Origin of the sequence: Pseudomonas sp. LPB4.O (assembly GCF_038383825.1) — a bacterium.
Lineage (GTDB): Bacteria > Pseudomonadota > Gammaproteobacteria > Pseudomonadales > Pseudomonadaceae > Aquipseudomonas > Aquipseudomonas putida.
In genome coordinates this window covers 5,623,444-5,644,868 of sequence record NZ_CP151298.1, presented here as the reverse complement: position 1 = coordinate 5,644,868, position 21,425 = coordinate 5,623,444, and the positions used below count along the sequence as shown (strand labels likewise).

20 protein-coding genes and 1 riboswitch are annotated in these 21,425 nt (G+C 62.2%); of the genes, 10 read left to right on the top strand and 10 right to left on the bottom strand.

Going from position 1 to position 21,425, the window contains the following annotated elements:
• Positions 1–9 precede the first annotated feature (9 nt).
• The 3 genes from MRBLPB4O_RS25540 to ahcY form a co-directional block, all read right to left on the bottom strand.
• Complete coding sequence (locus MRBLPB4O_RS25540) at positions 10–1,086, bottom strand: hypothetical protein (RefSeq protein ID WP_341796951.1); 1,077 nt, start codon at positions 1,084–1,086, stop codon at positions 10–12.
• A gap of 91 nt (positions 1,087–1,177) precedes the next feature.
• Complete coding sequence (metF, locus tag MRBLPB4O_RS25535) at positions 1,178–2,023, bottom strand: methylenetetrahydrofolate reductase [NAD(P)H] (protein ID WP_341796950.1); 846 nt, start codon at positions 2,021–2,023, stop codon at positions 1,178–1,180.
• A gap of 108 nt (positions 2,024–2,131) precedes the next feature.
• Entirely contained in the window at positions 2,132–3,541 is a 1,410-nt protein-coding gene (ahcY, locus tag MRBLPB4O_RS25530; RefSeq protein ID WP_341796949.1) for an adenosylhomocysteinase, read from the bottom strand.
• Positions 3,542–3,561: 20 nt separating this feature from the next.
• A riboswitch (S-adenosyl-L-homocysteine riboswitch) is annotated at positions 3,562–3,658 on the bottom strand.
• A 178-nt stretch (positions 3,659–3,836) separates the two neighbouring features.
• Between ahcY and MRBLPB4O_RS25525 the strand changes: the two genes are divergently transcribed.
• Positions 3,837–4,238, top strand: a complete 402-nt coding sequence (locus MRBLPB4O_RS25525) for a hotdog domain-containing protein (protein ID WP_016501956.1) — start codon at positions 3,837–3,839, stop codon at positions 4,236–4,238.
• Positions 4,239–4,273: 35 nt separating this feature from the next.
• On the opposite strand, the gene MRBLPB4O_RS25520 is transcribed toward MRBLPB4O_RS25525, so the two are convergent.
• Together MRBLPB4O_RS25520 and MRBLPB4O_RS25515 are read right to left on the bottom strand one after the other, a co-directional pair.
• Positions 4,274–5,509 (bottom strand): sodium:proton antiporter, encoded by a 1,236-nt coding sequence (locus MRBLPB4O_RS25520; protein WP_049272981.1) that lies wholly within the window; start codon positions 5,507–5,509, stop codon positions 4,274–4,276.
• A 228-nt stretch (positions 5,510–5,737) separates the two neighbouring features.
• Positions 5,738–7,098 (bottom strand): IS3 family transposase gene (locus MRBLPB4O_RS25515; RefSeq protein WP_341796297.1). Its coding sequence is split into 2 segments (ribosomal slippage): positions 5,738–6,630 and positions 6,630–7,098, totalling 1,362 coding nucleotides; the frame shifts between segments, so codons are not numbered across the junction.
• A 146-nt stretch (positions 7,099–7,244) separates the two neighbouring features.
• On the opposite strand from MRBLPB4O_RS25515, the gene MRBLPB4O_RS25510 reads away from it, so the two are divergent.
• Together MRBLPB4O_RS25510 and MRBLPB4O_RS25505 are read left to right on the top strand one after the other, a co-directional pair.
• Positions 7,245–8,078 carry a DMT family transporter gene (locus MRBLPB4O_RS25510; protein WP_341796948.1) on the top strand — a complete coding sequence of 278 codons (834 nt, stop codon included), beginning with the start codon at positions 7,245–7,247 and terminating at the stop codon, positions 8,076–8,078.
• Positions 8,079–8,104: 26 nt separating this feature from the next.
• Positions 8,105–8,491: an MAPEG family protein gene (locus tag MRBLPB4O_RS25505; protein WP_016501953.1), complete on the top strand. Its 387-nt coding sequence runs from the start codon at positions 8,105–8,107 to the stop codon at positions 8,489–8,491.
• A gap of 49 nt (positions 8,492–8,540) precedes the next feature.
• Here the strand turns inward: MRBLPB4O_RS25505 and MRBLPB4O_RS25500 are convergent, their stop codons facing one another.
• Positions 8,541–9,692, bottom strand: coding sequence for a murein transglycosylase A (locus tag MRBLPB4O_RS25500; protein ID WP_341796947.1), 1,152 nt, complete (start codon positions 9,690–9,692; stop codon positions 8,541–8,543).
• 119 nt (positions 9,693–9,811) lie between these two features.
• On the opposite strand from MRBLPB4O_RS25500, the gene MRBLPB4O_RS25495 reads away from it, so the two are divergent.
• The gene (locus MRBLPB4O_RS25495; RefSeq protein ID WP_016501951.1) at positions 9,812–10,258 is read left to right on the top strand and encodes a cytochrome c; all 447 of its coding nucleotides are present in this window, start codon (positions 9,812–9,814) and stop codon (positions 10,256–10,258) included.
• A gap of 128 nt (positions 10,259–10,386) precedes the next feature.
• Here MRBLPB4O_RS25495 and MRBLPB4O_RS25490 read toward each other — a convergent pair whose 3' ends face one another.
• From MRBLPB4O_RS25490 to MRBLPB4O_RS25475, 4 genes are all read right to left on the bottom strand, one after another.
• Positions 10,387–10,779, bottom strand: a complete 393-nt coding sequence (locus MRBLPB4O_RS25490) for a DUF1090 domain-containing protein (protein ID WP_063423366.1) — start codon at positions 10,777–10,779, stop codon at positions 10,387–10,389.
• A 132-nt stretch (positions 10,780–10,911) separates the two neighbouring features.
• Complete coding sequence (ligB, locus tag MRBLPB4O_RS25485) at positions 10,912–12,609, bottom strand: NAD-dependent DNA ligase LigB (protein ID WP_341796946.1); 1,698 nt, start codon at positions 12,607–12,609, stop codon at positions 10,912–10,914.
• Between the two features lie 145 nt (positions 12,610–12,754).
• Positions 12,755–13,945 carry a methionine adenosyltransferase gene (gene metK, locus MRBLPB4O_RS25480; RefSeq protein ID WP_003249375.1) on the bottom strand — a complete coding sequence of 397 codons (1,191 nt, stop codon included), beginning with the start codon at positions 13,943–13,945 and terminating at the stop codon, positions 12,755–12,757.
• 18 nt (positions 13,946–13,963) lie between these two features.
• Complete coding sequence (locus MRBLPB4O_RS25475) at positions 13,964–14,956, bottom strand: metalloregulator ArsR/SmtB family transcription factor (RefSeq protein WP_016501948.1); 993 nt, start codon at positions 14,954–14,956, stop codon at positions 13,964–13,966.
• A 227-nt stretch (positions 14,957–15,183) separates the two neighbouring features.
• Between MRBLPB4O_RS25475 and tkt the strand changes: the two genes are divergently transcribed.
• The 6 genes from tkt to fba all read left to right on the top strand — a co-directional run bounded on the left by tkt (position 15,184) and on the right by fba (position 21,378).
• Positions 15,184–17,181 carry a transketolase gene (gene tkt / locus MRBLPB4O_RS25470; protein ID WP_341796945.1) on the top strand — a complete coding sequence of 666 codons (1,998 nt, stop codon included), beginning with the start codon at positions 15,184–15,186 and terminating at the stop codon, positions 17,179–17,181.
• A gap of 150 nt (positions 17,182–17,331) precedes the next feature.
• Positions 17,332–18,393 (top strand): erythrose-4-phosphate dehydrogenase, encoded by a 1,062-nt coding sequence (epd, locus tag MRBLPB4O_RS25465; RefSeq protein ID WP_049272988.1) that lies wholly within the window; start codon positions 17,332–17,334, stop codon positions 18,391–18,393.
• A 12-nt stretch (positions 18,394–18,405) separates the two neighbouring features.
• Positions 18,406–19,569: a phosphoglycerate kinase gene (locus tag MRBLPB4O_RS25460; protein ID WP_341796944.1), complete on the top strand. Its 1,164-nt coding sequence runs from the start codon at positions 18,406–18,408 to the stop codon at positions 19,567–19,569.
• Positions 19,569–19,820 (top strand): hypothetical protein, encoded by a 252-nt coding sequence (locus MRBLPB4O_RS25455; RefSeq protein WP_016489511.1) that lies wholly within the window; start codon positions 19,569–19,571, stop codon positions 19,818–19,820. The genes MRBLPB4O_RS25460 and MRBLPB4O_RS25455 overlap by 1 nt, the downstream gene beginning before the upstream one ends.
• A gap of 63 nt (positions 19,821–19,883) precedes the next feature.
• Entirely contained in the window at positions 19,884–20,213 is a 330-nt protein-coding gene (locus MRBLPB4O_RS25450) for an MliC family protein (protein ID WP_012274521.1), read from the top strand.
• Between the two features lie 100 nt (positions 20,214–20,313).
• Positions 20,314–21,378: a class II fructose-bisphosphate aldolase gene (gene fba, locus MRBLPB4O_RS25445; protein ID WP_016501943.1), complete on the top strand. Its 1,065-nt coding sequence runs from the start codon at positions 20,314–20,316 to the stop codon at positions 21,376–21,378.
• Positions 21,379–21,425 lie beyond the last annotated feature (47 nt).

The window sequence follows — 21,425 nt, the reverse complement described above, 5'->3', positions numbered from 1 at the left end:
GCGGGCGTATCAGCCTTGCGATGCTCTGAGCAGATGCACCTCGATCTCTTTGCGCCGTTCGCCCAACGACAGGCGCAACCCCGGGTGGCGCAAGCACTGGCGCAGTTGCTCGGGCTGCATCTGGCCATGACGGGCATTGAGGTTCTCCAGGGCCTTGTCCCACCAGGCCGGCGCGCAGGCGAGGTCGAATTCGTTGGGGTAGGGGTAGCACCCATACAACAGCTCGCGGGCAAACTGGCGTTCGTGGCGCGGCAGGGTCAGGCTCAGCGCCTTGTAGCCCAGGCGGTGCAGGGCAGGCGGCCGTGGTAGCTGGTCATTGACCAAGGCGACGTCGGCCAGCGCCGCCTGGCTCAGCGGGTCATGGCCGTGCTTGCGCAACCAGGCCTGGATCTTGGCGCGGAACTGCGCCTTGCGGCTCCAGTAGTGGTGAATGACATCGGTGCACTCGGCCAGCTCCAGTTTGCGGTAGGCCGCCACCGCCAGGCAGAACTCTTCGAGTGTGTACGCCTCGCGCGCCAGCGGGTGGAACTCGTCCATCATGTCGATGGAACGGTCCAGGGTGCTGGCGTCCGCTGCCGTGAGGCCGATTACCCCAGAGTTGACCAGTGGCATCTGGCAGTCGGCCAGGCCCCGGGCTTGCAATATGGACAGCAGGCTCTTGTACAGCAGGCACTTCTGGTTCGCACCATAGCGTGGGCCGATGGCATTGCACAGCAGCTTGCCAGGGGCCACCCGGGCGAACAGCTGCAGCGGCGATGTGCGGAAGAAGGTGTCGGTGTCGATCAGCACGGCCAGCGGGTGTTGCTGCAGCACTTGGCGCAGCAGCACATGCTTGCTGCGAAAATGATAACCGTGTGGGGCGTTCCATGCCTGGCGCGTGGCTTCGTCCAGCAAGTGGACCGTGACGGGCAGCCTGGCGTAGGGCTGCGGGTTGTCGGTGTATACCTGGATGTCCATGGCTTCGCCTGCTGCCGGCCCCAGGTGGGCGAGGGCGCTGACGATGCTGAAGCAGGCTTCCTGATGGTAGGTTGCCGGACCAAAAGCCAGGTAGACAAGTTGTGGGCGCGATGGCTGGGGATGCTGCATGGCTGGCAAGACCTGTAACCCGGAAATGAATAAGGCTTTAGTCTATGACCAAAGCCTTAATCATTTCTTAAGCAGACTTTGCCAAAAAGTTTCAGCGCGGCAGCTTCAGGTTGTTCCAGATCGCCAGGCTTGGCTCGGCCTGGTTCAAGGTGTAGAAGTGCAGGCCCGGTGCGCCGCCTTGCAGCAGCTGTTCGCACATGCGGGTAATCACTTCTTCGCCAAATGCCTGGATGCTGGCGGTGTCGTCGGCATAGGCTTCCAGCTGCTTGCGGATCCAGCGCGGGATCTCGGCGCCACAGGCGTCGGAGAAGCGCGCCAGCTTGCTGTAGTTGGTTATCGGCATGATGCCGGGTACCACCGGGATGTCCACGCCCAGCTTCTGTGTGCGCTCGACGAAGTAGAAGTAGCTGTCGGCGTTGAAGAAGTACTGGGTGATGGCGCTGTCGGCGCCAGCCTTGACCTTGTGCACGAAGTTGGCCAGGTCGGTTTCGAAATTGCGCGCCTGTGGGTGCATTTCCGGGTAAGCGGCCACTTCCAGGTGGAAGTGGTCAGCAGTTTCCTGGCGGATGAACTCGACCAGGTCACTGGCGTAGCGCAGTTCGCCACTGGCCATGCCCATGCCCGATGGCAGGTCGCCACGCAGGGCGACGATGCGCTTGATGCCGGCAGCCTTGTATTCCGCCAGCAGGGCGCGCAAGTCGTCCTTGGAGTCGCCCACGCACGACAGGTGCGGTGCGGCCGGTACCTTCACTTCGCTTTCCAGCTGCAGCACGGTGTTCAGCGTGCGGTCGCGGGTCGAGCCACCGGCACCGTAGGTGCAGGAGAAGAAGTCCGGGTTGTAGGTGGCCAGCTGGCGGGCGACGCCCATCAGCTTTTCGTGACCGGCGTCGGTCTTGGTCGGGAAGAACTCGAAACTGTAGCGGCGTTCTTGTGACATTACTCGTTCCTCAAGCAGCCTGCTTCAAGCGGCAGGCTGCAAGTAAAAGCCAGGGCGGTGTGGGCCGGCCTGGCTTGGGCATCGTTGCGAAGCGTTGCCTGCGACTACTTAGTAGCGGTAGGCGTGCGGCTTGAACGGGCCCTCGACGGTCACGCCGATGTAGTCGGCTTGCTGCTTGGTCAGCTTGGTAACCACGCCGCCGAAGCCGCGGACCATTTCCAGGGCCACTTCTTCGTCGAGTTTCTTCGGCAGTACTTCAACAGTCAGGCGCTCGGCTTTCTTCTCGGCCGACAGGTCGGCGTACTTCTGCTCGAACAGGAAGATCTGTGCCAGCACCTGGTTGGCGAACGAACCGTCCATGATGCGGCTTGGGTGGCCAGTGGCGTTACCCAGGTTGACCAGACGGCCTTCGGCCAGCAGGATCAGGTAGTCGTCGTTCTGCGGGTCGAAGCTGCCAGCGCCGGTACGGTGGATCTTGTGTACCTGCGGCTTGACCTCTTCCCAGGCCCAGTTCTTGCGCATGAAGGCGGTGTCGATCTCATTGTCGAAGTGGCCGATGTTGCAGACCACGGCACGCTTCTTCAGGGCCTTGAGCATGTTGGCATCGCAGACGTTGACGTTACCGGTGGTGGTGACGATCAGGTCGATCTTGCCCAGCAGGGCCTTGTCGATGCTGGCTTCGGTGCCGTCGTTGATACCGTCGATGAACGGCGAGACCAGCTCGAAGCCGTCCATGCAGGCTTGCATGGCGCAGATCGGGTCAACTTCGGTGACCTTGACGATCATGCCTTCCTGACGCAGGGACTGGGCCGAGCCCTTGCCCACGTCACCGTAGCCGATAACCAGGGCCTGCTTGCCCGACAGCAGGTGGTCGGTACCACGCTTGATGGCATCGTTCAGGCTGTGACGGCAGCCGTACTTGTTGTCGTTCTTGCTCTTGGTGACCGAGTCGTTGACGTTGATCGCCGGGACTTTCAGCTCGCCCTTGGCCAGCATGTCCAGCAGGCGGTGTACGCCGGTGGTGGTCTCTTCGGTCACGCCGTGCACGCGGTCCAGTACCTGCGGGTACTTCTTGTGCAGCAGTTCGGTCAGGTCACCACCGTCGTCGAGGATCATGTTGGCGTCCCATGGCTGGCCATCTTTCAGGATGGTCTGCTCCAGGCACCACTCGTACTCTTCTTCGGTTTCACCTTTCCAGGCGAACACCGGGATACCGGCGGCGGCGATCGAAGCGGCGGCCTGGTCTTGAGTCGAGAAAATGTTGCAGGACGACCAGCGCACTTCGGCACCCAGGGCAACCAGGGTTTCGATCAGCACGGCGGTCTGGATGGTCATGTGGATGCAGCCCAGGATCTTCGCACCCTTGAGCGGTTGCTCGGCCAGGTACTTGCGACGCAGGCCCATCAGCGCAGGCATTTCCGATTCGGCAATAATGATTTCGCGACGGCCCCAGGCGGCCAGGGAGATGTCGGCGACTTTGTAATCGGTAAAACCAGCAGGCATGTTTGCAGCGCTCATGAGAGCCTCCATTCGTAATGTGCGAATGGGCGCCGTTGTGCGTTAAGCGCTCGCGGGAGCGAGCAACGCCCCATCCGAGCCTGACAGGCCTAGCCTGCTGCAGCGCCCCTCGGACAGGTGGCGGGCATGGCACCGCTGTGGGCAACCATGTAAAACGGCGCAGATTATAGCTGCCCCCGCCGGCTTGCCCAAGGTTTTCCGTCGATTAATCGCGACGATAGTCGATGTTCAATGGAGCGAAGGCAGCCGCTCTGCCATCATTGCTACACGTTAGCCAAGCAGGTCAGGAGTACAGATGAACTTTCACACCCGCAAGTGGGTTAAACCCGAAGACCTCAACCCCAATGGCACCCTGTTCGGTGGCAGCCTGTTGCGCTGGATCGACGAAGAGGCGGCCATCTACGCCATCGTCCAGCTGGGCAACCAGCGCGTCGTGACCAAATACATATCGGAAATCAACTTCGTCAGTGCTTCGCGCCAGGGTGACATCATCGAGCTGGGCATCACTGCCACAGAGTTCGGCCGCACCTCGATCACCCTCAAGTGCGAAGTGCGCAACAAGATCACCCGCAAGAGCATTCTGACCGTCGACAAGATGGTGTTCGTCAATCTCGGTGAAGACGGCTTGCCGGCAGCGCACGGGCGCACCGAGATCAAGTATGTCCAGGACCAGTTCCCGGATTCGGCAGTCGAGTGACGATTTTCTGGGGCCGCAAAGCGGCCCCGGCATTCTCAAGGCTGGGCGCTGACCTTGCGCACCACCCGCCCGATGCTCAAGCCCTGCACCAGGATCGACGACAACACCACGATGTAGGTGATCGACAGCAGCAGGTCACGCTCCGCGCCCAGTGGCAGCGACAGCGCCAGTGCCACCGACACCCCGCCACGCAGGCCGCCCCAGGTCAGCACCCGCACCGTGCCTTTGGGCACCGGGCGCCAGCGGCGCAGCAACACAATGGCCGGGGCCACGGTCAGCAGCCTCGACAGCAGCACCGCCAGCGCCAGCACACTGCCGGCCGCCAGGTGCATCCAGTTGAACGGCAACAGCAGCAGCTCCAGGCCGATCAGCGCGAACAGCAGGGCGTTGAGCATGTCATCGATCAGCTCCCAGAAACCGTCCATGTAGCGACGGGTCATGTCGTTCATCGCCAGGTTGCGGCCCAGGTTGCCGATGATCAGGCCGGCCACCACCATGGCGATCGGCGCAGAGACGTGCAGCTCGTAACACATGGCCGAGCCGCCGATGACCAGCGCCAGGGTCAGCATGACTTCCACCTGGTACTGCTCGATGCTCTTGATCATGCGGTAGGTGGCGTAGCCGATCAGGCCACCAAACACCACGCCGCCTATGGCCTCGCGGGCGAACAGGATCGCCGTGTCGGTCATGCTCGGCGTTTCACCCAGCTGAATGATGCCCAGCAACACGGTGAACACCACCACCGCGGTGCCATCGTTGAACAGCGACTCACCGACGATGGTGGTTTTCAGCGGTTTGGAGGCGTTGGCGGTACGCAGCGCGCCCAGCACGGCAATCGGGTCGGTAGGCGAGATCAGCGCACCGAACAGCAGGCAGTAGATCAGCGGCACTTGCCAGCCGAACATCGCGAATACCCAGTGCGACAGGTAACCGATGACCACGGTGGCAATCAGCACCCCGATTGTCGCGAGCAAACCGATCGGCCAGCGGTAACTGCGCAGATCGCTGAGGTTCACGTGCAGTGCGCCGGCAAACAGCAGGAACGCCAGCATCCAGTGCATCAGCAGGTCGTTGAAATCGATCTGGTTCATCAGCCCTTCGACGCGTTCTTCCAGGCCAGGGAAGCCGATCAGGCTCAGGCCCTGCAGCATCAGGGAGAACAGCAGCGCCGTGACCATCACGCCAATGGCGGGGGGCAGGCCGATGAAGCGGTAATTTACATAGGTGAGGAGGGTGGTGAGGCAGATAAACGCGGCAACTAATTCAAGCATCCCGAATCCTGTGACAGTGGCTTCCAAGTCGTTACCCGAATGGCTCGGGCAGTTCTTTGATGACCTGGCGCGGGGTTCGGGACACAAGGTTTGACCCAATTAGTCCAAATCGTTCCCATGTAAGGGGCTGCTGCGCAGCCCAATCGCCGGCAAGCCAGCTCCCACATGTAGGGCATTATCCTTGAAAGCGGCGCGGTCAATGGACTGCCCCCCAAAAGTTGGACAGTTTCAGCTAGCAGACTCAGCAGCATGGGCCCTGTATTCCACAGGGCTCATGCCATTGAGCTTTAGCTTGATGCGGTCATGGTTGTAGTAGTGGATGTACTCGTCCAGACCGGCTTTCAGTTCTTCAACGCTCTCGAAACGCTTCAGGTAGAAAAACTCGGACTTAAGCGTACCAAAAAAGCTCTCCATTGCCGCATTGTCCAGGCAGTTTCCTTTGCGTGACATGCTCTGGTTCAGTCCTCGCTCTGCCAGCTTATGGCGGTACTGGGAGTGCTGGTAGTGCCACCCTTGATCCGAGTGAAGCACCAGCTTCGGCTTGTTTCCCAGGCGCTTGAAGGCCTTGTCCAGCATGTTGGTAACCAGCCCGAGGCAAGGCCTGCTGGCCACTTCGTATGCCACGATTTCGGCGTTGTACAAGTCCATCACAGGAGAGAGATAGACCTTTTTCTCAGCTACTTTAAACTCGGTCACATCGGTCACCCACTTCTGATTCGGGCGCTGCGCGAGGAAGTTTCGCTCCAGCAGGTTAGGCGCGATAGTGCCGACGACGCCCTTGTACGACCGATACTTTTTGGGCCGTACGAGTGAGCGAAGATCAAGCGCGACCATCAAGCGTTCTACGACCTTCTTGTTAACCAAGGTGCCGGCGTTGCGGATCACCGCCGTCACACGCCGGTAACCGTAGAGCCCTTTTTCCTCGTGATAGACACGCTGAATCAGCTGTTTCAGGACAGCATGCTTGTCAGGTTTGGCCTGCGCCTGAAGTTGGTAATAGAACGTGCTGCGAGGTAAGTCAGCCAGTTGCAGAACGGCGGCCAAGGGAAACCTGTCCTTGAGCGCCGACACGATCAGGGCTTTTTGGGCTGACTTCGCTCCTGCTTCTTCAGTTCTTCCAGCTTTTTTAGGTAAGCGTTCTCCATACGCAGCCACTCAAGCTCAGCCAGCAACTGGTCGCGGCTTTTATCGGTGTCATCGGACGTCGTAGGTTTTATGGGGTAAGGCTTTTTCGACATGGCAGCGGGTTTTCTTCTCTTGGGAGCAGGTAAATCCAGACTCCCACTGTAGTGCTGCCGCGCCCAAATGCCTATCTGCGAGGACTGACCAAGACCAAAATGGGCGGCGGTCTGGCGCAAGGAAAGCTGATGCTTGTGCATGTACTCAAGGACTGAGCGCTTGTAGGCCGTGCTGTACCGCTGGCCGGTTTTGCGCAGGCTGAACTGACCATGCTTCTGGAAAGCGGAGAACCAGCGCCGCAGCAGGCTGAAGTCCACTGCAAATCGCCGAGCTACTGTTCTAAATCCTTCACCACCCTCCAGGTAGGCCTGGACGGCGGTGAGCTTGAATTGATCTGAGTACTTGCTCATGTGAACACCCCAAGAAATTGGATTGGTGTCCAACTTCCTGGGGGCAGTCCACAATGTGGGAGCTGGCTTGCCGGCGATTGGGCCGCACAGCGGCCCCTGAACGCTATATATTCACATCAATAAAAAGCCATTAAGGATAAGAAGGCGTGTTGGCAACATCCCTGGTGCTGGTCGCCGCCTTGCTGCATGCGACCTGGAATACCCTGATCAAATTCAGCGGCGAGCGCTTGCTGGTGATCGCCAGCATGGACACGGTGGCCCTGGTGTTCGCGGTGCTGGCGGTATCCTTCGTCGATGTGCCGCCAGCTGAAATATGGCCCTGGTTGATAGCATCAGCGTTGGCCGAGCAGCTGTACCGCTACCTGCTGATAAAAGCCTACCAAGTGGGCGACCTGGGGCTGGTCTATCCTCTGATGCGCGGGCTGTCGCCGCTGGTGGTGCTGGGGCTGACCCTGGCCTTCGCCGGGGAGTCGCTGAGCCAGCAGCAGATCATCGGTATCCTGTTGATCCCCTGTGGAATGGCCTGCCTGTTGTGGCAGGGCGGCGGCGGTGAGCGGCTGCCCTGGTCGATGTTACCGGTGGTTGCGTTGATTGGCCTGTGCATTGGTTGCTACACCTGGTTCGACGGCCAGGCCGTGCGACTGTGGGGCAAACCATGGGATTACCTGGTGTGGCTGACCCTGCTCAGTGCTTGGCAATTTCCGTTGTTGGCTGGCATAGCGCGGCGGGCGCCGTTTGTACTGTTCTGGCGTACCCAATGGCGGCTCGGGCTGGCGGTAGGGTTCTGCGTATTGTTCAGTTATGCCCTGGTGTTGTGGGCCATGCACCTGGGGTCAGTGGCCGAGGCGGCCGCATTGCGGGAGTTGAGCGTGATACTGGTGGTGCTGCTGGGTATGCGCTACCTCAAAGAACCTTTTGGCGGGCCGAGACTCCTAGCTTGCGGGCTGGTCCTGGCAGGCATGCTGGTGATGAAGCTCTAACCCATTATCGAACAAGGAGTCTGAGCATGACCGTTGCCCTGTGGTGCATCCTGATCGCGCTGCTGCTGAACCCGCTGTGTGCCTTGATCGCCAAGGTGGCCAGCGGCCGGTTCGGCCTCAAGGACAATCACGACCCGCGAGCCTTCCTTGATACCTTGTCGGGCTTGCCACGGCGTGCCCATGCGGCGCAGCAGAATGGCTACGAGGCATTTCCGGCGTTTGCGGCTGCGGTGCTGGTGGCGGATATCGTCGGTAATGCCGAGCAGGTGACGCAGGATGTGCTGGGGGTGATGTACATCACCAGCCGCTTGCTTTACATCATCTGCTACCTGGCCGATTGGGCGGCCTTGCGCTCGCTGGTGTGGTTTGCCGGGTTGGCAATTATCGTGTCGTTCTTCGTGGTTTCCATCTGAAACCGCGTTGCCTTCTTCGCGGGCTTGCCCGCGAAGAAGGCAACACCGATCAAGGTACCTTAGGTACCTCAGGTAGTGGCTGGCCTTTAGGCCAGAGCATCCAGATCTGCCCCTGCTGCTTCATGTTCCCCGCCAGCTCGCCGGCTTCCGGCCCGGTGCCCCAGAACAGGTCGGCACGCACTTCACCCGCAATCGCCCCACCAGTGTCCTGCGCACCCACCGGGCGCACCACTGGCGAGCCGTCCGGGCGCGTGGTGGAAAGCCACAACAGGCTACCCAGCGGAATTACCTTGCGGTCGATCGCCACGCTGTAGCCGGCGGTGAGCGGTACGTTCAAGGAACCGCGCGGGCCTTCGTTGCTGTCCGGGCGGGTGCTGAAGAATACGTAGCTGGGGTTGCTGGCCAGCAGTTCCGGTACGCGCTGCGGGTTGGCCTGGGCCCAGGCATGAATCGCACCCATGCTCACTTCTTCTTTTTTCAACTGGCCCTGCTCCACCAGCCAGCGGCCAATCGGCCGGTAGGGGTGGCCGTTCTGATCGGCGTAGCCCAGACGCAGCTGACGGCCGTCTTCCAGTTGTACCCGGCCCGAACCCTGGATCTGCAGGAATTGCAGGTCCATCGGGTCGGTCAGCCAGGCCAGCACCGGTGCCTTGACGCCGTTACGGTTGATCACTTCGGCAGTGTCGTATGGTTTGAGTACCCGGCCATCGAGCCGACCACGCAGGCGCTTGCCCTTCAGCTCGGGGTATACGCTGGCCAGGTCGACCACGATCATGTCATCCGGGGGGCCGTAAACCGCCACATGGTTGGTCGCCGATTGGCTCAGGCTGCCGGGGTAGACCGGCTCGTAGTAACCGGTAATCAGGCCGTTGGCATTGTTCTCGGCGGAGCGCAGGCCATAAACCTGCAGATTCTGCTCAAGGAAGGTACGCACCTGGGCAGCGCTCGCCGTGTCGCTGCCGGCCGCTTCGCAGGTGGCGGCCCACACCGGGTCGCGCTTGAGCTTCTCACAGCCGCTGCGCCAGGCGTAGAAACCGGCCAGCAGGTCTTCGTCGCTGACTGCGGGGAGGTCTTTCCAGGTGGCCGGGGCGTAGGTGGCGATGGCGTGGGGCTCGGGCTTGGCGCCTTCGCCGCCGTTGCAGCCGGCCAGCAAAGCCAGCACTGGGAGTGTCCAGGCCAGGTGGCGCAGGGCAGATGTCATGTGTGCATTCCTGTCATGGGCGAACATGAAAATTCGCCCCTGTTTTTTATGTGGCTATTGGTGTTTGGCCCTTGGGCAGCGATACTGGCCGCCCATTTGCGTAGGCCGAAGTGAGCGTGATGTTGAAGCGATTGACCGTTGTTCTGCTGGCCGCCCTGGCCCTGAGTGGTTGTGACCGGGTTGACCCGAACTCGCCACTGGGCAAACGCAAGGTGATATTCAAGGACATGCTCAAGACCAGTGAAGACCTGGGCGGCATGCTGCGTGGCCGGTTGCCGTTCGACGGGCTGAAGTTTGCCGACGGTGCGCTGAAGCTGGACAGCCTGTCGCATCAACCCTGGCAGCACTTTCCGCAGGTGCGCGATGGCGGTGACAGTGCCGCGCGCGCAGAGGTATGGGAGCGTCAGGCGCGTTTTCATGACCTGGCCCGGCAGCTGGAAAGCGTCACGGGCGAACTGGTCGATGTCAGCCGCAGCCAGCCGCTGGACGCTGCACAGCTGAAAGCGCCGATGGACAAGGTCGAAGCGGCGTGCAAGGCGTGCCATACCGAGTTTCGTAATCATTGATGGCCTGCTGTGGCCTCATCGCCGGCAAGCCAGCTCCCACAGGTACTGCGCAGTAATTGAAGGCAGTGTGATACCTGTGGGAGCTGGCTTGCCGACGATGAGGCCAGTAAGGGCAACGCAAATCGCTGTTAGCGATCCAGATCGTCCACGGCTTCCTGCAGCTCCTTACGCGATTCGGCAAGCTTGTCCTTGCGCTTGTTGATCTTCTCCGCGTCGCCTTTTTTCTCGGCTTTCTTCAGGTCTTTTTCCCGCTGCGCCACTTCGTGACGTGCATCCAGCACCTTCTGCTCACGCTCTTTGCGCAGGCTCGCGTCGGTGCAGTTGTCCACGCCACGCAGTGCTTCCTCCAGCCCGGCGACCTGGTCGCTGTTGCCGTGGTCGCGGGCGATTTTCAACTGGTTCTCGATGGCGCTGCGCTTGGCGGCGCAACCGGTCAGGCCTGGGTCCGGCTGGGCCGCTTGTACAGCTCCCGCAGCCAAACCCAGTGATGCGAGCAGGATAAGAGTCGAAATGCGTTTCATGAAAAGCCTCCTGAACGGGGCGGGGCAGCAAAAGTTGGTGGAAATCCTGCCTTGGTTTTGCCCATTTAGGAACCCTTGGTGAGGTTTTCGGCTTGAATCTCGGGTTTTTCCTACGAGCTAAATGGTAAAAAATCATTGCTCAATGCGCTGGGGGCTCGCGGGGAACCCCTCTATGCCGGTTTTCGCCAACCGTGCAGCAACGGCCTGCACCTCAGGGGCCGCGAAGAAATCCACAAGTTGGCGCGAGCGTTTTGCGCCGATGCCGGGCACGGTTTGCCATTGCCCGGTACTGCGTGACGCCAGCTCTGCCCAGTCGCCTGTCAGTTGTTGGTGCTTGCTAACGGGCGCGCCAATGCCGCGCAGCCACTGATCGAAGGGGCGTGAGCGCGCTTGGTCGAAGCTGCCCAGCAGCTGTGCCGCCGTCAGGCTGCTTATGCCGGGTACTTGCTGCAGGCGCTCGGCATCGAGATGCAGCCAGTCGGTCATCGACGTTACCAGGCCCGCTTCGACCAGCCGGCGCCATGTGCCGGGCCCGGTACGCGGCAAGGCCAGGCCTTGTTTTCCGCCAAGCCAGGCAAGCCGGGCAATGAATTGCTCTTCACAGCCTTCGCTGGCCTGCCAGCAGCTGTGGGCATGATGCTGGTCGGGTGCAGGCACGGCCAGTGGCTGGCGCTCGACAGCGCGGTGCACGACGTGGTCCAGACGTGGAATGGTCAGCCCGGCCAGGCTGATGGCCACCTGGTCGCCGGGGCGGATATCCAAGGCTTGCCAGCGCCCCAGCGAGCCAAGGCTTACCTGGGAAATGCGCCGGTCATCGAGGGTTACCGGCTGCACATGCACAATGGGCGTGACCCTGCCGGTGCGGCCAACCCTAAAGCGCACGTCGCGCACCTCGGCCAAGGCTTGCACATAGGGGTATTTCCAGGCCGCGATCCAGTATGGCGCCTTGGCTTGCCAGCGCTGCGCGGGCGGCCGGCTGCCCTGGCGCAGGATCACACCATCGGTGGCAAAGGGCAGGGGGGAGCGGTACCAGTGCTCACGCCAGTGTGCTGCGTCCTCCAGCGTGTCGATGGCGATGCTGTAACGCAGGCTGTCCGGGAACCCCAGTTGTGCCAGCTGTGCGAGGCGTTCTGCTTGTTGCCCGGGGCCCTGCGGCCAGCTCCACACGAACAGGCCGATCGTGTCCGCTTGCTCGGCGGACAGTTGCTTGCGTGCGAGCAGCCCGGCCACGGTGCCGCGGGCGTTGGCACTGCCTGCCTTGGCTTGTACGTGTTCGTTCAGGCGCAGATACAGCTCACCTTGCAAGTGCAGGTCTACCGGCATGGGCAACTGTCGGGTGATTGCGCCGAGTTCTGGAATGTGTCGGCTCCAGTCATGGCCGTGTACACCGTCACCCCGGCTGGTCAGCTGTACCAATCGGCCCTGCTGGTAAGTGAGGGAAACTGCAACACCGTCGACCTTGGGCTGTACCCACACGCCGGTCTTGCCGGCCATCCATCGCGCCACGGCCTGGCGGTCTGCCAGCTTGTCGACGCCGGTATGCGGCACTGGGTGGGGGACCGGGCCGCGAGCGCTGGCCAAGGCGGAGGTGCTGCTGCCAACCGCGAAGCACTGCTGCAGGTGATTCAGGCGCTGGCGGCTTTGGTCGTACAGTTCATCGGCGACCAGGGCAACGCCCTGGCGATGGTAGTGCTCGTCCCATCGGGCAAGCGTGGCGCGCAATTGCGCAACTTCGGACCTGGCCTGTTGCGGCTTCCAGTCGGGGCATGAGGTGGCGCTGGCCAGTGGGGTGTGTAGCGCAAACAGCAGGACAAGCAGCAGGTAAGGCATGGCCAGCATCCTTGCATGGCGGGTGAGTCCTCCAGCCTAGGCAGGTTCGCAGGCGCTTGCCGCCGCGCGATTGTCAGCCGATATGTCACAAAAAAGCCCCTGCCGATTGCTCTGCAGGGGCTTTCGTCTGGCGCTGCAGGAAAACTTACAGGCCGGCAGCGTCACGCAGCGACTGGGCGCGGTCGGTGCGCTCCCAGGTGAAGGTGGTGAAGGTGTCGTCGCCGACAGTCTTCTGCTGCGGGGTACGGCCGAAGTGGCCGTAGGCAGCGGTTTCCTGGTACATCGGGTGCAGCAGGTCGAGCATGGTGGTGATGGCGTATGGACGCAGGTCGAAGCACTCACGCACCAGCTGGATGATCTTGTCGTCGGAGACCTTGCCGGTGCCGAAGGTGTTGATCGAGATGGAGGTCGGCTGGGCCACGCCAATGGCGTACGACACCTGGATCTCGCAGCGCTCGGCCAGGCCGGCGGCAACGATGTTCTTGGCTACGTAGCGGCCGGCGTAGGCAGCGGAACGGTCGACCTTGGACGGGTCCTTGCCGGAGAACGCGCCACCACCGTGGCGGGCCATGCCGCCGTAGGAGTCGACGATGATCTTGCGGCCGGTCAGGCCACAGTCACCCACCGGTCCACCGATGATGAAGTTGCCGGTCGGGTTGATGTGGTACTGGGTGCCCTTGTGCAGCAACTCGGCAGGCAGGGTGTGCTTGACGATCAGCTCCATCACGGCTTCTTGCAGGTCTTTCTGCGACACCTCCGGGTTGTGCTGGGTCGACAGCACCACGGCGTCGATACCGACTACCTTGCCGTTTTCGTAGCGGCAGGTGACCTGCGACTTGGCATCCGGGCGCAGCCACGGCAGCAGGCCGGACTTGCGCGCTTCGGCCTGGCGCTCGACCAGACGGTGCGAGAAGCAGATCGGTGCCGGCATCAGCACTTCGGTTTCGTTGCTGGCATAGCCGAACATCAGGCCCTGGTCACCGGCGCCCTGGTCTTCTGGCTTGGAGCGGTCCACGCCCTGGGCGATGTCCACCGACTGCTTGCCGATGATGTTCATCACGGCGCAGGTGGCACCGTCGAAGCCGACGTCCGAGCTGTTGTAGCCGATGTCGATGATGACCTTGCGCACCAGGTCTTCAAGATCGACCCAGGCCGAAGTGGTGACTTCGCCGGCGATGATGGCGACACCGGTCTTGACCAGGGTTTCGCACGCTACGCGGGCGTATTTGTCCTGAGCGATGATGGCATCAAGGACGGCGTCCGAAATCTGGTCGGCGATCTTGTCCGGATGCCCTTCGGACACGGACTCGGAGGTGAAAAGGGAGTATTCGCTCATCTCGAAGGTTCCTGAAATTTACCGATGGTGTATGTCGCCAGCCGTCCGCTGGAAATGGCGGACCTGGATCTGGAAACCGTTACGCAAGCCCACGTACAGGCTGTCCCCATGGGCCAGCCCGGCAGCGTTGGCCCAGCGGGCCAGGTCGTCCTGTTCAAAGCCAAGCCACAGGTCGCCGCAGGCGTCCCGCGCCCACCCCTGGTCATGGCTGCACAATTCGGTGACCAGCAGGCTACCGCCTGCCTTCACCCGTTTGGCCAACTGGCGCAAGGCCAGGGCCGGGTCGCTGAAATGGTGCAGCACCATGTTCAGCACAACGCAGTCGGCGGCCACATCCGTTGCACCCAGTGCATCGGCCAACTGCAGGTTCACGTTGTCGAGCCCCTCGCGCTGGCACACCTGGCGCGCCAGTTCGAGCATGGTCGGGCTGTTGTCCAGGGCGGTCACCTGGGCGAAGCGCCGGGCCAGGTCGGGGAGGAAGCCGCCGTCACCGGGGCCGACCTCCAGGGCGCTGGCCGCCGGGTCGAAATGCAGTTTGTCGAGTAGCGCAAGCAGGCTTTCGCGGTACTGTGGCAGGCCGGCGATCAGGTCTTGCTGGGCGCGAAACTTTTCTTCAACGCGCAGGAAGAAGTCCTGGCTGGTGGCCGCACGGCGCTGCTGCACCTGGGCGATCCGCGCCTGCACATCGGGCGGCAGGACCAGGTCGTCGACTTCATCGAGCAGCGCCGCATGCAGCCGACCGCCCAGGCGCAGGCCGTCGGGCAGGGCACGGCGATAGAAGATGGCGTTACCTTCGCGGCGGGTTGCCACCAGCTCGGCCTGGGCCAGCACCTTCAGGTGGTGGCTCATGCCCGACTGGCCGATGTCGAAGATCTGCGCCAGCTCCAGCACGCCGAACGAATCGTTGGCCAGTGCGCGCAAAACATTCAGGCGCAGCGCATCGCCACTGGCTTTGCACAGGGCGGCCAATGCTTCGCGTTGCTCGGGAATCGATTGCGCACGGAGGTTCATGGGGCGGCAGTCTAGACAGGCATCGATGCCCTAGCAAGGTCAATATCAAAAAGTTTTGATATTGGGTGATGGGCGGGACGGTTAACCCGGTTTTGCCCCGAATTGAATGCCAATCACAGGAAAATCCCCCGACTGCGACCATACGTCATTGCCCCAAGCACCCCCAGTGGGCGAAAATGGCCGCCTTTTTCGTAACACTACCTATTCAAGCCCCCAGGAGATCAGCGATGCCCAGCCGTCGTGAACGTGCCAACGCCATTCGTGCACTCAGCATGGATGCCGTGCAAAAGGCCAACAGCGGCCATCCAGGTGCCCCCATGGGCATGGCGGATATCGCCGAAGTGCTTTGGCGCGACTATCTGAAGCACAACCCGAGCAACCCGAGTTTCGCCGACCGTGACCGCTTCGTGCTGTCCAACGGCCACGGCTCGATGCTGATCTACTCGCTGCTGCACCTGACCGGCTACGACGTCACCATCGATGACCTCAAATCGTTCCGCCAGCTGCACAGCCGTACCCCGGGCCACCCGGAGTTCGGCTACACCCCGGGTGTGGAGACCACCACCGGCCCGCTGGGCCAAGGCCTGGCCAACGCCGTGGGCTTCGCCCTGGCCGAGAAGGTACTGGGCGCCCAGTTCAACCGTGAAGGCCACAACGTCGTCGACCACAACACCTACGTGTTCCTGGGCGACGGCTGCATGATGGAAGGCATCTCCCACGAAGTCGCCTCGCTGGCCGGCACCCTGGGCCTGAACAAGCTGGTTGCCTTCTACGACGACAACGGCATCTCCATCGACGGTGAAGTGGAAGGCTGGTTCACCGACGACACGCCGAAGCGTTTCGAGTCCTACAACTGGCTGGTGATCCGCAACGTCAATGGCCACGACGCCGACGAGATCCGTACCGCCATCGACACCGCCCGCAAGAGCGATCGCCCGACCCTGATCTGCTGCAAGACCATCATCGGTTTCGGTTCGCCGAACAAGCAGGGCAAGGAAGACTGCCACGGTGCTCCGCTGGGCAACGACGAAATCGCCCTGGCGCGCAAGGAACTGAACTGGAACCACGGTCCGTTCGAAGTCCCTGCGGACATTTACGCCGAGTGGGATGCCAAGCAAGCCGGTGCCAAGGTGGAAGCGGAATGGAACACGCGTTTCGACGCTTACGCTGCTGCCTTCCCGGAACTGGCCAGCGAGCTCAAGCGCCGCCTGAGCGGTGAGCTGCCAGCCGACTTCGCGGAAAAAGCCGCTGCCTATATTGCTGAAGTCGCGGCCAAGGGCGAGACCATTGCCAGCCGCAAGGCCAGCCAGAACACCCTGAACGCCTTCGGCCCGCTGCTGCCGGAACTGCTGGGCGGCTCGGCCGACCTGGCCGGCTCCAACCTGACCCTGTGGAAAGGTTGCAAGGGCGTCAGCCATGAAGATGCCAATGGCAACTACATGTACTACGGCGTGCGCGAGTTCGGCATGACCGCCATCATGAACGGCGTTGCCCTGCACGGTGGCCTGGTGCCTTACGGCGCGACCTTCCTGATGTTCATGGAATACGCCCGCAACGCCGTGCGCATGTCTGCCCTGATGAAGCAGCGTGTGATCCACGTCTACACCCACGACTCCATCGGCCTGGGCGAAGACGGCCCGACTCACCAGCCGATCGAGCAGCTGGCCAGCCTGCGCTGCACGCCGAACCTGGACACCTGGCGCCCCGCTGACGCCGTTGAGTCGGCGGTTTCCTGGAAGCACGCCCTGGAGCGCAAGGATGGCCCTTCGGCGCTGATCTTCTCGCGTCAGAACCTGCAGCACCAGGACCGCGACGCCCAGCAGATCGCTGACATCGCCCGTGGCGGTTACGTGCTGAAAGACTGTGCTGGCGAGCCTGAGCTGATCCTGATCGCCACCGGTTCCGAAGTGGGCCTTGCCGTTCAGGCGTTCGACAAACTGACCGAGCAAGGCCGCAAGGTGCGCGTCGTGTCGATGCCAAGCACTAGCGTGTTCGACGCCCAGGACGCTGCCTACAAGCAGTCCGTGCTGCCGTTGGAAGTGGGGGCGCGCATCGCCATCGAAGCCGCCCATGCCGACTTCTGGTACAAGTACGTCGGCCTGGAAGGTCGTATCATTGGCATGACCACCTACGGTGAGTCGGCCCCGGCCTCTGCACTGTTCGAAGAATTCGGTTTCACCCTGGAGAACATCCTGGGCACTGCCGAAGAGCTGCTGGAAGACTGATACAAGGAAGGCGAGGGCCTTTGGCCCTCGTTCGCGGCACAAGGCCGCTCCTACAGGGTATTGCATACGCCGTCCCCTGTAGGAGCGGCCTTGTGCCGCGAATGGGCCGCGCAGCGGCCCCGTTCAACTGCCGGAGTTCAAGAGCTACCTATGTCCCACCTGCGTCCCTACAAAGTTGCACTCAACGGTTATGGCCGCATCGGCCGCTGTGTCCTGCGCGCGCTGTTCGAGCGGGGGGCGAAGGCCGGTTTCGAGATCGTCGCGCTGAACGACCTGGCCGACCAGGCCAGCCTGGAATACCTGACACGCTTCGACTCCACCCACGGGCGGTTCCCCGGTGAGGTGAAAGTCGACGGCGACTGTCTGCATATCAATGGCGACTGCGTGAAGGTAATGCGCAGTGCCACCCCCGAAGGCATCGACTGGGCCTCGCTGGGTATCGACCTGGTACTGGAGTGCTCGGGTGCCTATAACACCCGTGCCGATGGCCAGCGTTTCCTCGACGCCGGCGCGCCACGTGTGCTGTTCTCGCAGCCCATGGCCAGCGAGGCCGACGTTGACGCCACGGTGGTCTACGGTATCAATCAGGCCTGCCTGACCGGCAGCGAACGCCTGGTGTCCAATGCCTCGTGTACCACCAACTGCGGCGTGCCGCTGCTACGTGTGCTGGACCAGGCGTTCGGCATCGAGTACGTGCAGATCACCACCATCCACTCGGCGATGAACGACCAGCCGGTAATCGACGCCTACCACCACGAAGACCTGCGCCGCACGCGTTCGGCCTTCCAGTCGGTGATCCCGGTGTCCACTGGTCTGGCACGTGGCATCGAGCGCCTGCTCCCGGAACTTGCCGGGCGAATCCAGGCCAAAGCGGTACGTGTACCGACCGTCAACGTCTCGTGCCTGGACATCACCCTGCAGACCGCCCGCGACACCAGTGCGGCCGAGGTCAACCGGGTGCTGCGCGAGGCCGCGCTGGAAGGCCCGCTGAAAGGCTTGCTGGCCTACACCGAGCTGCCGCACGCCAGCTGTGATTTCAACCATGACCCGCATTCGGCGATTGTCGATGCCAGCCAGACCCGCGTTTCCGGCCCCCGCCTGGTGAACCTGCTGGCCTGGTTCGACAACGAATGGGGTTTTGCCAACCGTATGCTCGACGTTGCCGAACACTTTCTGCACGTCGTTCACCCAACCCGCAACAAACAGCCCTGAAGGACTGCATTCATGACCGTGTTGAAGATGACCGACCTCGACCTGCAAGGTAAGCGCGTACTGATCCGCGAAGACCTCAACGTGCCTGTGAAGGACGGTGTGGTAACCAGCGACGCGCGTATCCTGGCAGCGCTGCCGACCATCAAGCTGGCCCTGGAGAAGGGCGCGGCGGTAATGGTCTGCTCGCACCTGGGCCGCCCGACCGAAGGTGAATTCTCTGCCGAGAACAGCCTCAAGCCGGTTGCCGACTACCTGAGCAAGGCCCTTGGCCGTGACGTGCCACTGGTTGCCGACTACCTGGAGGGTGTCGCGGTACAGGCCGGTGAGCTGGTGCTGTTCGAGAACGTGCGCTTCAACAAGGGCGAGAAAAAGAACGCCGACGAGCTGGCGCAGAAGTACGCTGCCCTGTGTGACGTGTTCGTCATGGACGCCTTCGGCACCGCCCACCGCGCCGAAGGTTCCACTCACGGTGTAGCCAAGTTTGCCAAAGTCGCTGCTGCAGGCCCGCTGCTGGCTGCTGAACTGGACGCCCTGGGCAAGGCCCTGAAGGCCCCGGCCAAGCCAATGGCAGCCATCGTTGCCGGTTCCAAGGTATCGACCAAGCTGGACGTACTGAACAGCCTGAGCTCGGTCTGCGACCAACTGATCGTTGGTGGCGGGATTGCCAACACCTTCCTGGCCGCTGCTGGCCACCCGGTTGGCAAGTCCCTGTACGAGCCTGACCTGGTCGACACCGCCAAGGCCATCGCCGCCAAGGTCAGCGTGCCGCTGCCCGTCGACGTGGTGGTTGCCAAGGAGTTCGCCGAGAGCGCCGAAGCTACCGTCAAGGCCATCGCCGACGTTGCTGCCGACGACATGATCCTGGACATCGGCCCGCAAACTGCAGCCAACTTCGCCGAGCTGCTGAAGTCGTCGAAGACCATCCTGTGGAACGGCCCGGTCGGCGTGTTCGAGTTCGACCAGTTCGGCAACGGCACCAAGGTGCTGGCAAAAGCCATTGCCGAGAGCGCAGCGTTCTCCATCGCCGGTGGCGGTGACACCCTGGCAGCCATCGACAAATATGGCGTCAGCGAGCAAATCTCCTACATTTCTACCGGTGGTGGTGCTTTCCTCGAGTTCGTCGAGGGCAAGGTCCTGCCAGCGGTGGCAATCCTGGAAGAGCGGGCCAAGGCCTGATGACGTCGGCGCTTGGCAAAGGGAGTGGCCTGATGGTCAAGCAATTGCCTGTGATGATGCTGGCTGGCCTGCTGAGCGCCTGCTCTGGCAGCCCGGCCTCGGATGGCGACCCGGCGCATCCGCCCAAGGGTGGTTGCTACCAGTCCGAGTGGCAGGCCGAAACCGTGCCGGTCATCAGCAAGCGCGTGGGCCCGGAAGGCCTGGAAAAGTACGACGAAGACCACCAGCGCAAGGCGCCGGGTTGCCCTTGACCCCGGCGTTTCGTCGGGCCAGGCAACCAAGCGACCGCTGTGTGGTCATCTAGAGGATATGTAATGAAAGCGCTTTTGGCCGTAACGGCCCTGGCGACACTGGCAGGATGCTCACTGCTGCAGCCGGCGCAACCCGCCCCGGCAGACAACTGGACCCGTTGGGTCTGCGACACCCAGGCCGAAGTGCTGTGGCGCTTCGCCGATGCACAACGCGACCAGGTCGACGTACGCCTTGGCGGCGGTGACCAGGTCTACCGGCTCAAGTCCGAGCCGGGTGCTTCGGGTGCGCTGTACAGCGATGGCATGCTGGCCTTCCACACCAAGGGCGAAGAAGGCCTGGTGTACTGGGTGGCAACCAACGACCTGATTGGGCGGGGCTGCAAGGCACCGTGACTGGCCGGGCCGCGTGAATGGCCCACACTACTTGAACAGCAACCGCCCCTGCGGCAGGCTTGCACGAAACAAACGACGCTTGTCGGGAGAGAGATACACAATGGCACTCATTAGCATGCGCCAGATGCTGGACCACGCCGCCGAGTTCGGTTACGGCGTACCAGCTTTCAACGTCAACAACCTTGAGCAGATGCGCGCCATCATGGAAGCGGCTGACAAGACCGACTCCCCGGTGATCGTCCAGGCCTCGGCCGGTGCCCGCAAATACGCCGGTGCCCCGTTCCTGCGTCACCTGATCCTGGCTGCGATCGAAGAATTCCCGCACATCCCGGTGTGCATGCACCAGGACCACGGCACCAGCCCTGACGTCTGCCAGCGCTCCATCCAGCTGGGCTTCAGCTCGGTGATGATGGACGGTTCGCTGGGCGAAGACGGCAAGACCCCGACCGACTACGAGTACAACGTCCGCGTTACTCAGCAGACCGTTGCCATGGCGCACGCCTGCGGCGTTTCGGTAGAAGGCGAGCTGGGCTGCCTGGGTTCGCTGGAAACCGGCATGGCCGGTGAAGAAGACGGCATCGGCGCCGAAGGCGTGCTGGACCACAGCCAGATGCTGACCGATCCGGAAGAAGCGGCCGACTTCGTCAAGAAGACCCAGGTCGACGCCCTGGCGATCGCCATCGGTACCAGCCACGGTGCCTACAAGTTCACCAAGCCACCTACCGGTGACGTGCTGGCCATCGACCGCATCAAGGAAATCCACAAGCGCATCCCCAACACCCACCTGGTGATGCACGGTTCTTCCTCGGTACCGCAAGAGTGGCTGGCGATCATCAACCAGTACGGCGGCGACATCAAGGAAACCTACGGTGTACCGGTCGAAGAGATCGTTGAAGGCATCAAGCACGGCGTGCGCAAGGTCAACATCGACACCGACCTGCGTCTGGCTTCCACCGGTGCAATGCGTCGCTTGATGGCGCAGAACCCGAGCGAGTTCGACCCACGCAAGTTCTTCGGTGAAACCGTCAAAGCCATGCGTGACGTGTGCATCGCCCGTTACGAAGCCTTCGGCACCGCGGGTAATGCCTCGAAGATCAAGCCGATCTCCCTGGAAGGCATGTACCAGCGCTACCTGAAAGGTGAGCTGGCCGCCAAGGTCAACTGATCGACCGGCAGCCGTAAAAAACCCGCAGTGATGCGGGTTTTTTTTGG

Coding starts and splice junctions, on each gene's coding strand:
- MRBLPB4O_RS25540 (WP_341796951.1), bottom strand. CDS start 1,086: ATGCAGCATCCCCAGCCATCGCGCCCACAACTTGTCTACCTGGCTTTT.
- metF (WP_341796950.1), bottom strand. CDS start 2,023: ATGTCACAAGAACGCCGCTACAGTTTCGAGTTCTTCCCGACCAAGACC.
- ahcY (WP_341796949.1), bottom strand. CDS start 3,541: ATGAGCGCTGCAAACATGCCTGCTGGTTTTACCGATTACAAAGTCGCC.
- MRBLPB4O_RS25525 (WP_016501956.1), top strand. CDS start 3,837: ATGAACTTTCACACCCGCAAGTGGGTTAAACCCGAAGACCTCAACCCC.
- MRBLPB4O_RS25520 (WP_049272981.1), bottom strand. CDS start 5,509: ATGCTTGAATTAGTTGCCGCGTTTATCTGCCTCACCACCCTCCTCACC.
- MRBLPB4O_RS25505 (WP_016501953.1), top strand. CDS start 8,105: ATGACCGTTGCCCTGTGGTGCATCCTGATCGCGCTGCTGCTGAACCCG.
- MRBLPB4O_RS25500 (WP_341796947.1), bottom strand. CDS start 9,692: ATGACATCTGCCCTGCGCCACCTGGCCTGGACACTCCCAGTGCTGGCT.
- MRBLPB4O_RS25495 (WP_016501951.1), top strand. CDS start 9,812: ATGTTGAAGCGATTGACCGTTGTTCTGCTGGCCGCCCTGGCCCTGAGT.
- MRBLPB4O_RS25490 (WP_063423366.1), bottom strand. CDS start 10,779: ATGAAACGCATTTCGACTCTTATCCTGCTCGCATCACTGGGTTTGGCT.
- ligB (WP_341796946.1), bottom strand. CDS start 12,609: ATGCCTTACCTGCTGCTTGTCCTGCTGTTTGCGCTACACACCCCACTG.
- metK (WP_003249375.1), bottom strand. CDS start 13,945: ATGAGCGAATACTCCCTTTTCACCTCCGAGTCCGTGTCCGAAGGGCAT.
- MRBLPB4O_RS25475 (WP_016501948.1), bottom strand. CDS start 14,956: ATGAACCTCCGTGCGCAATCGATTCCCGAGCAACGCGAAGCATTGGCC.
- tkt (WP_341796945.1), top strand. CDS start 15,184: ATGCCCAGCCGTCGTGAACGTGCCAACGCCATTCGTGCACTCAGCATG.
- epd (WP_049272988.1), top strand. CDS start 17,332: ATGTCCCACCTGCGTCCCTACAAAGTTGCACTCAACGGTTATGGCCGC.
- MRBLPB4O_RS25460 (WP_341796944.1), top strand. CDS start 18,406: ATGACCGTGTTGAAGATGACCGACCTCGACCTGCAAGGTAAGCGCGTA.
- MRBLPB4O_RS25455 (WP_016489511.1), top strand. CDS start 19,569: ATGACGTCGGCGCTTGGCAAAGGGAGTGGCCTGATGGTCAAGCAATTG.
- MRBLPB4O_RS25450 (WP_012274521.1), top strand. CDS start 19,884: ATGAAAGCGCTTTTGGCCGTAACGGCCCTGGCGACACTGGCAGGATGC.
- fba (WP_016501943.1), top strand. CDS start 20,314: ATGGCACTCATTAGCATGCGCCAGATGCTGGACCACGCCGCCGAGTTC.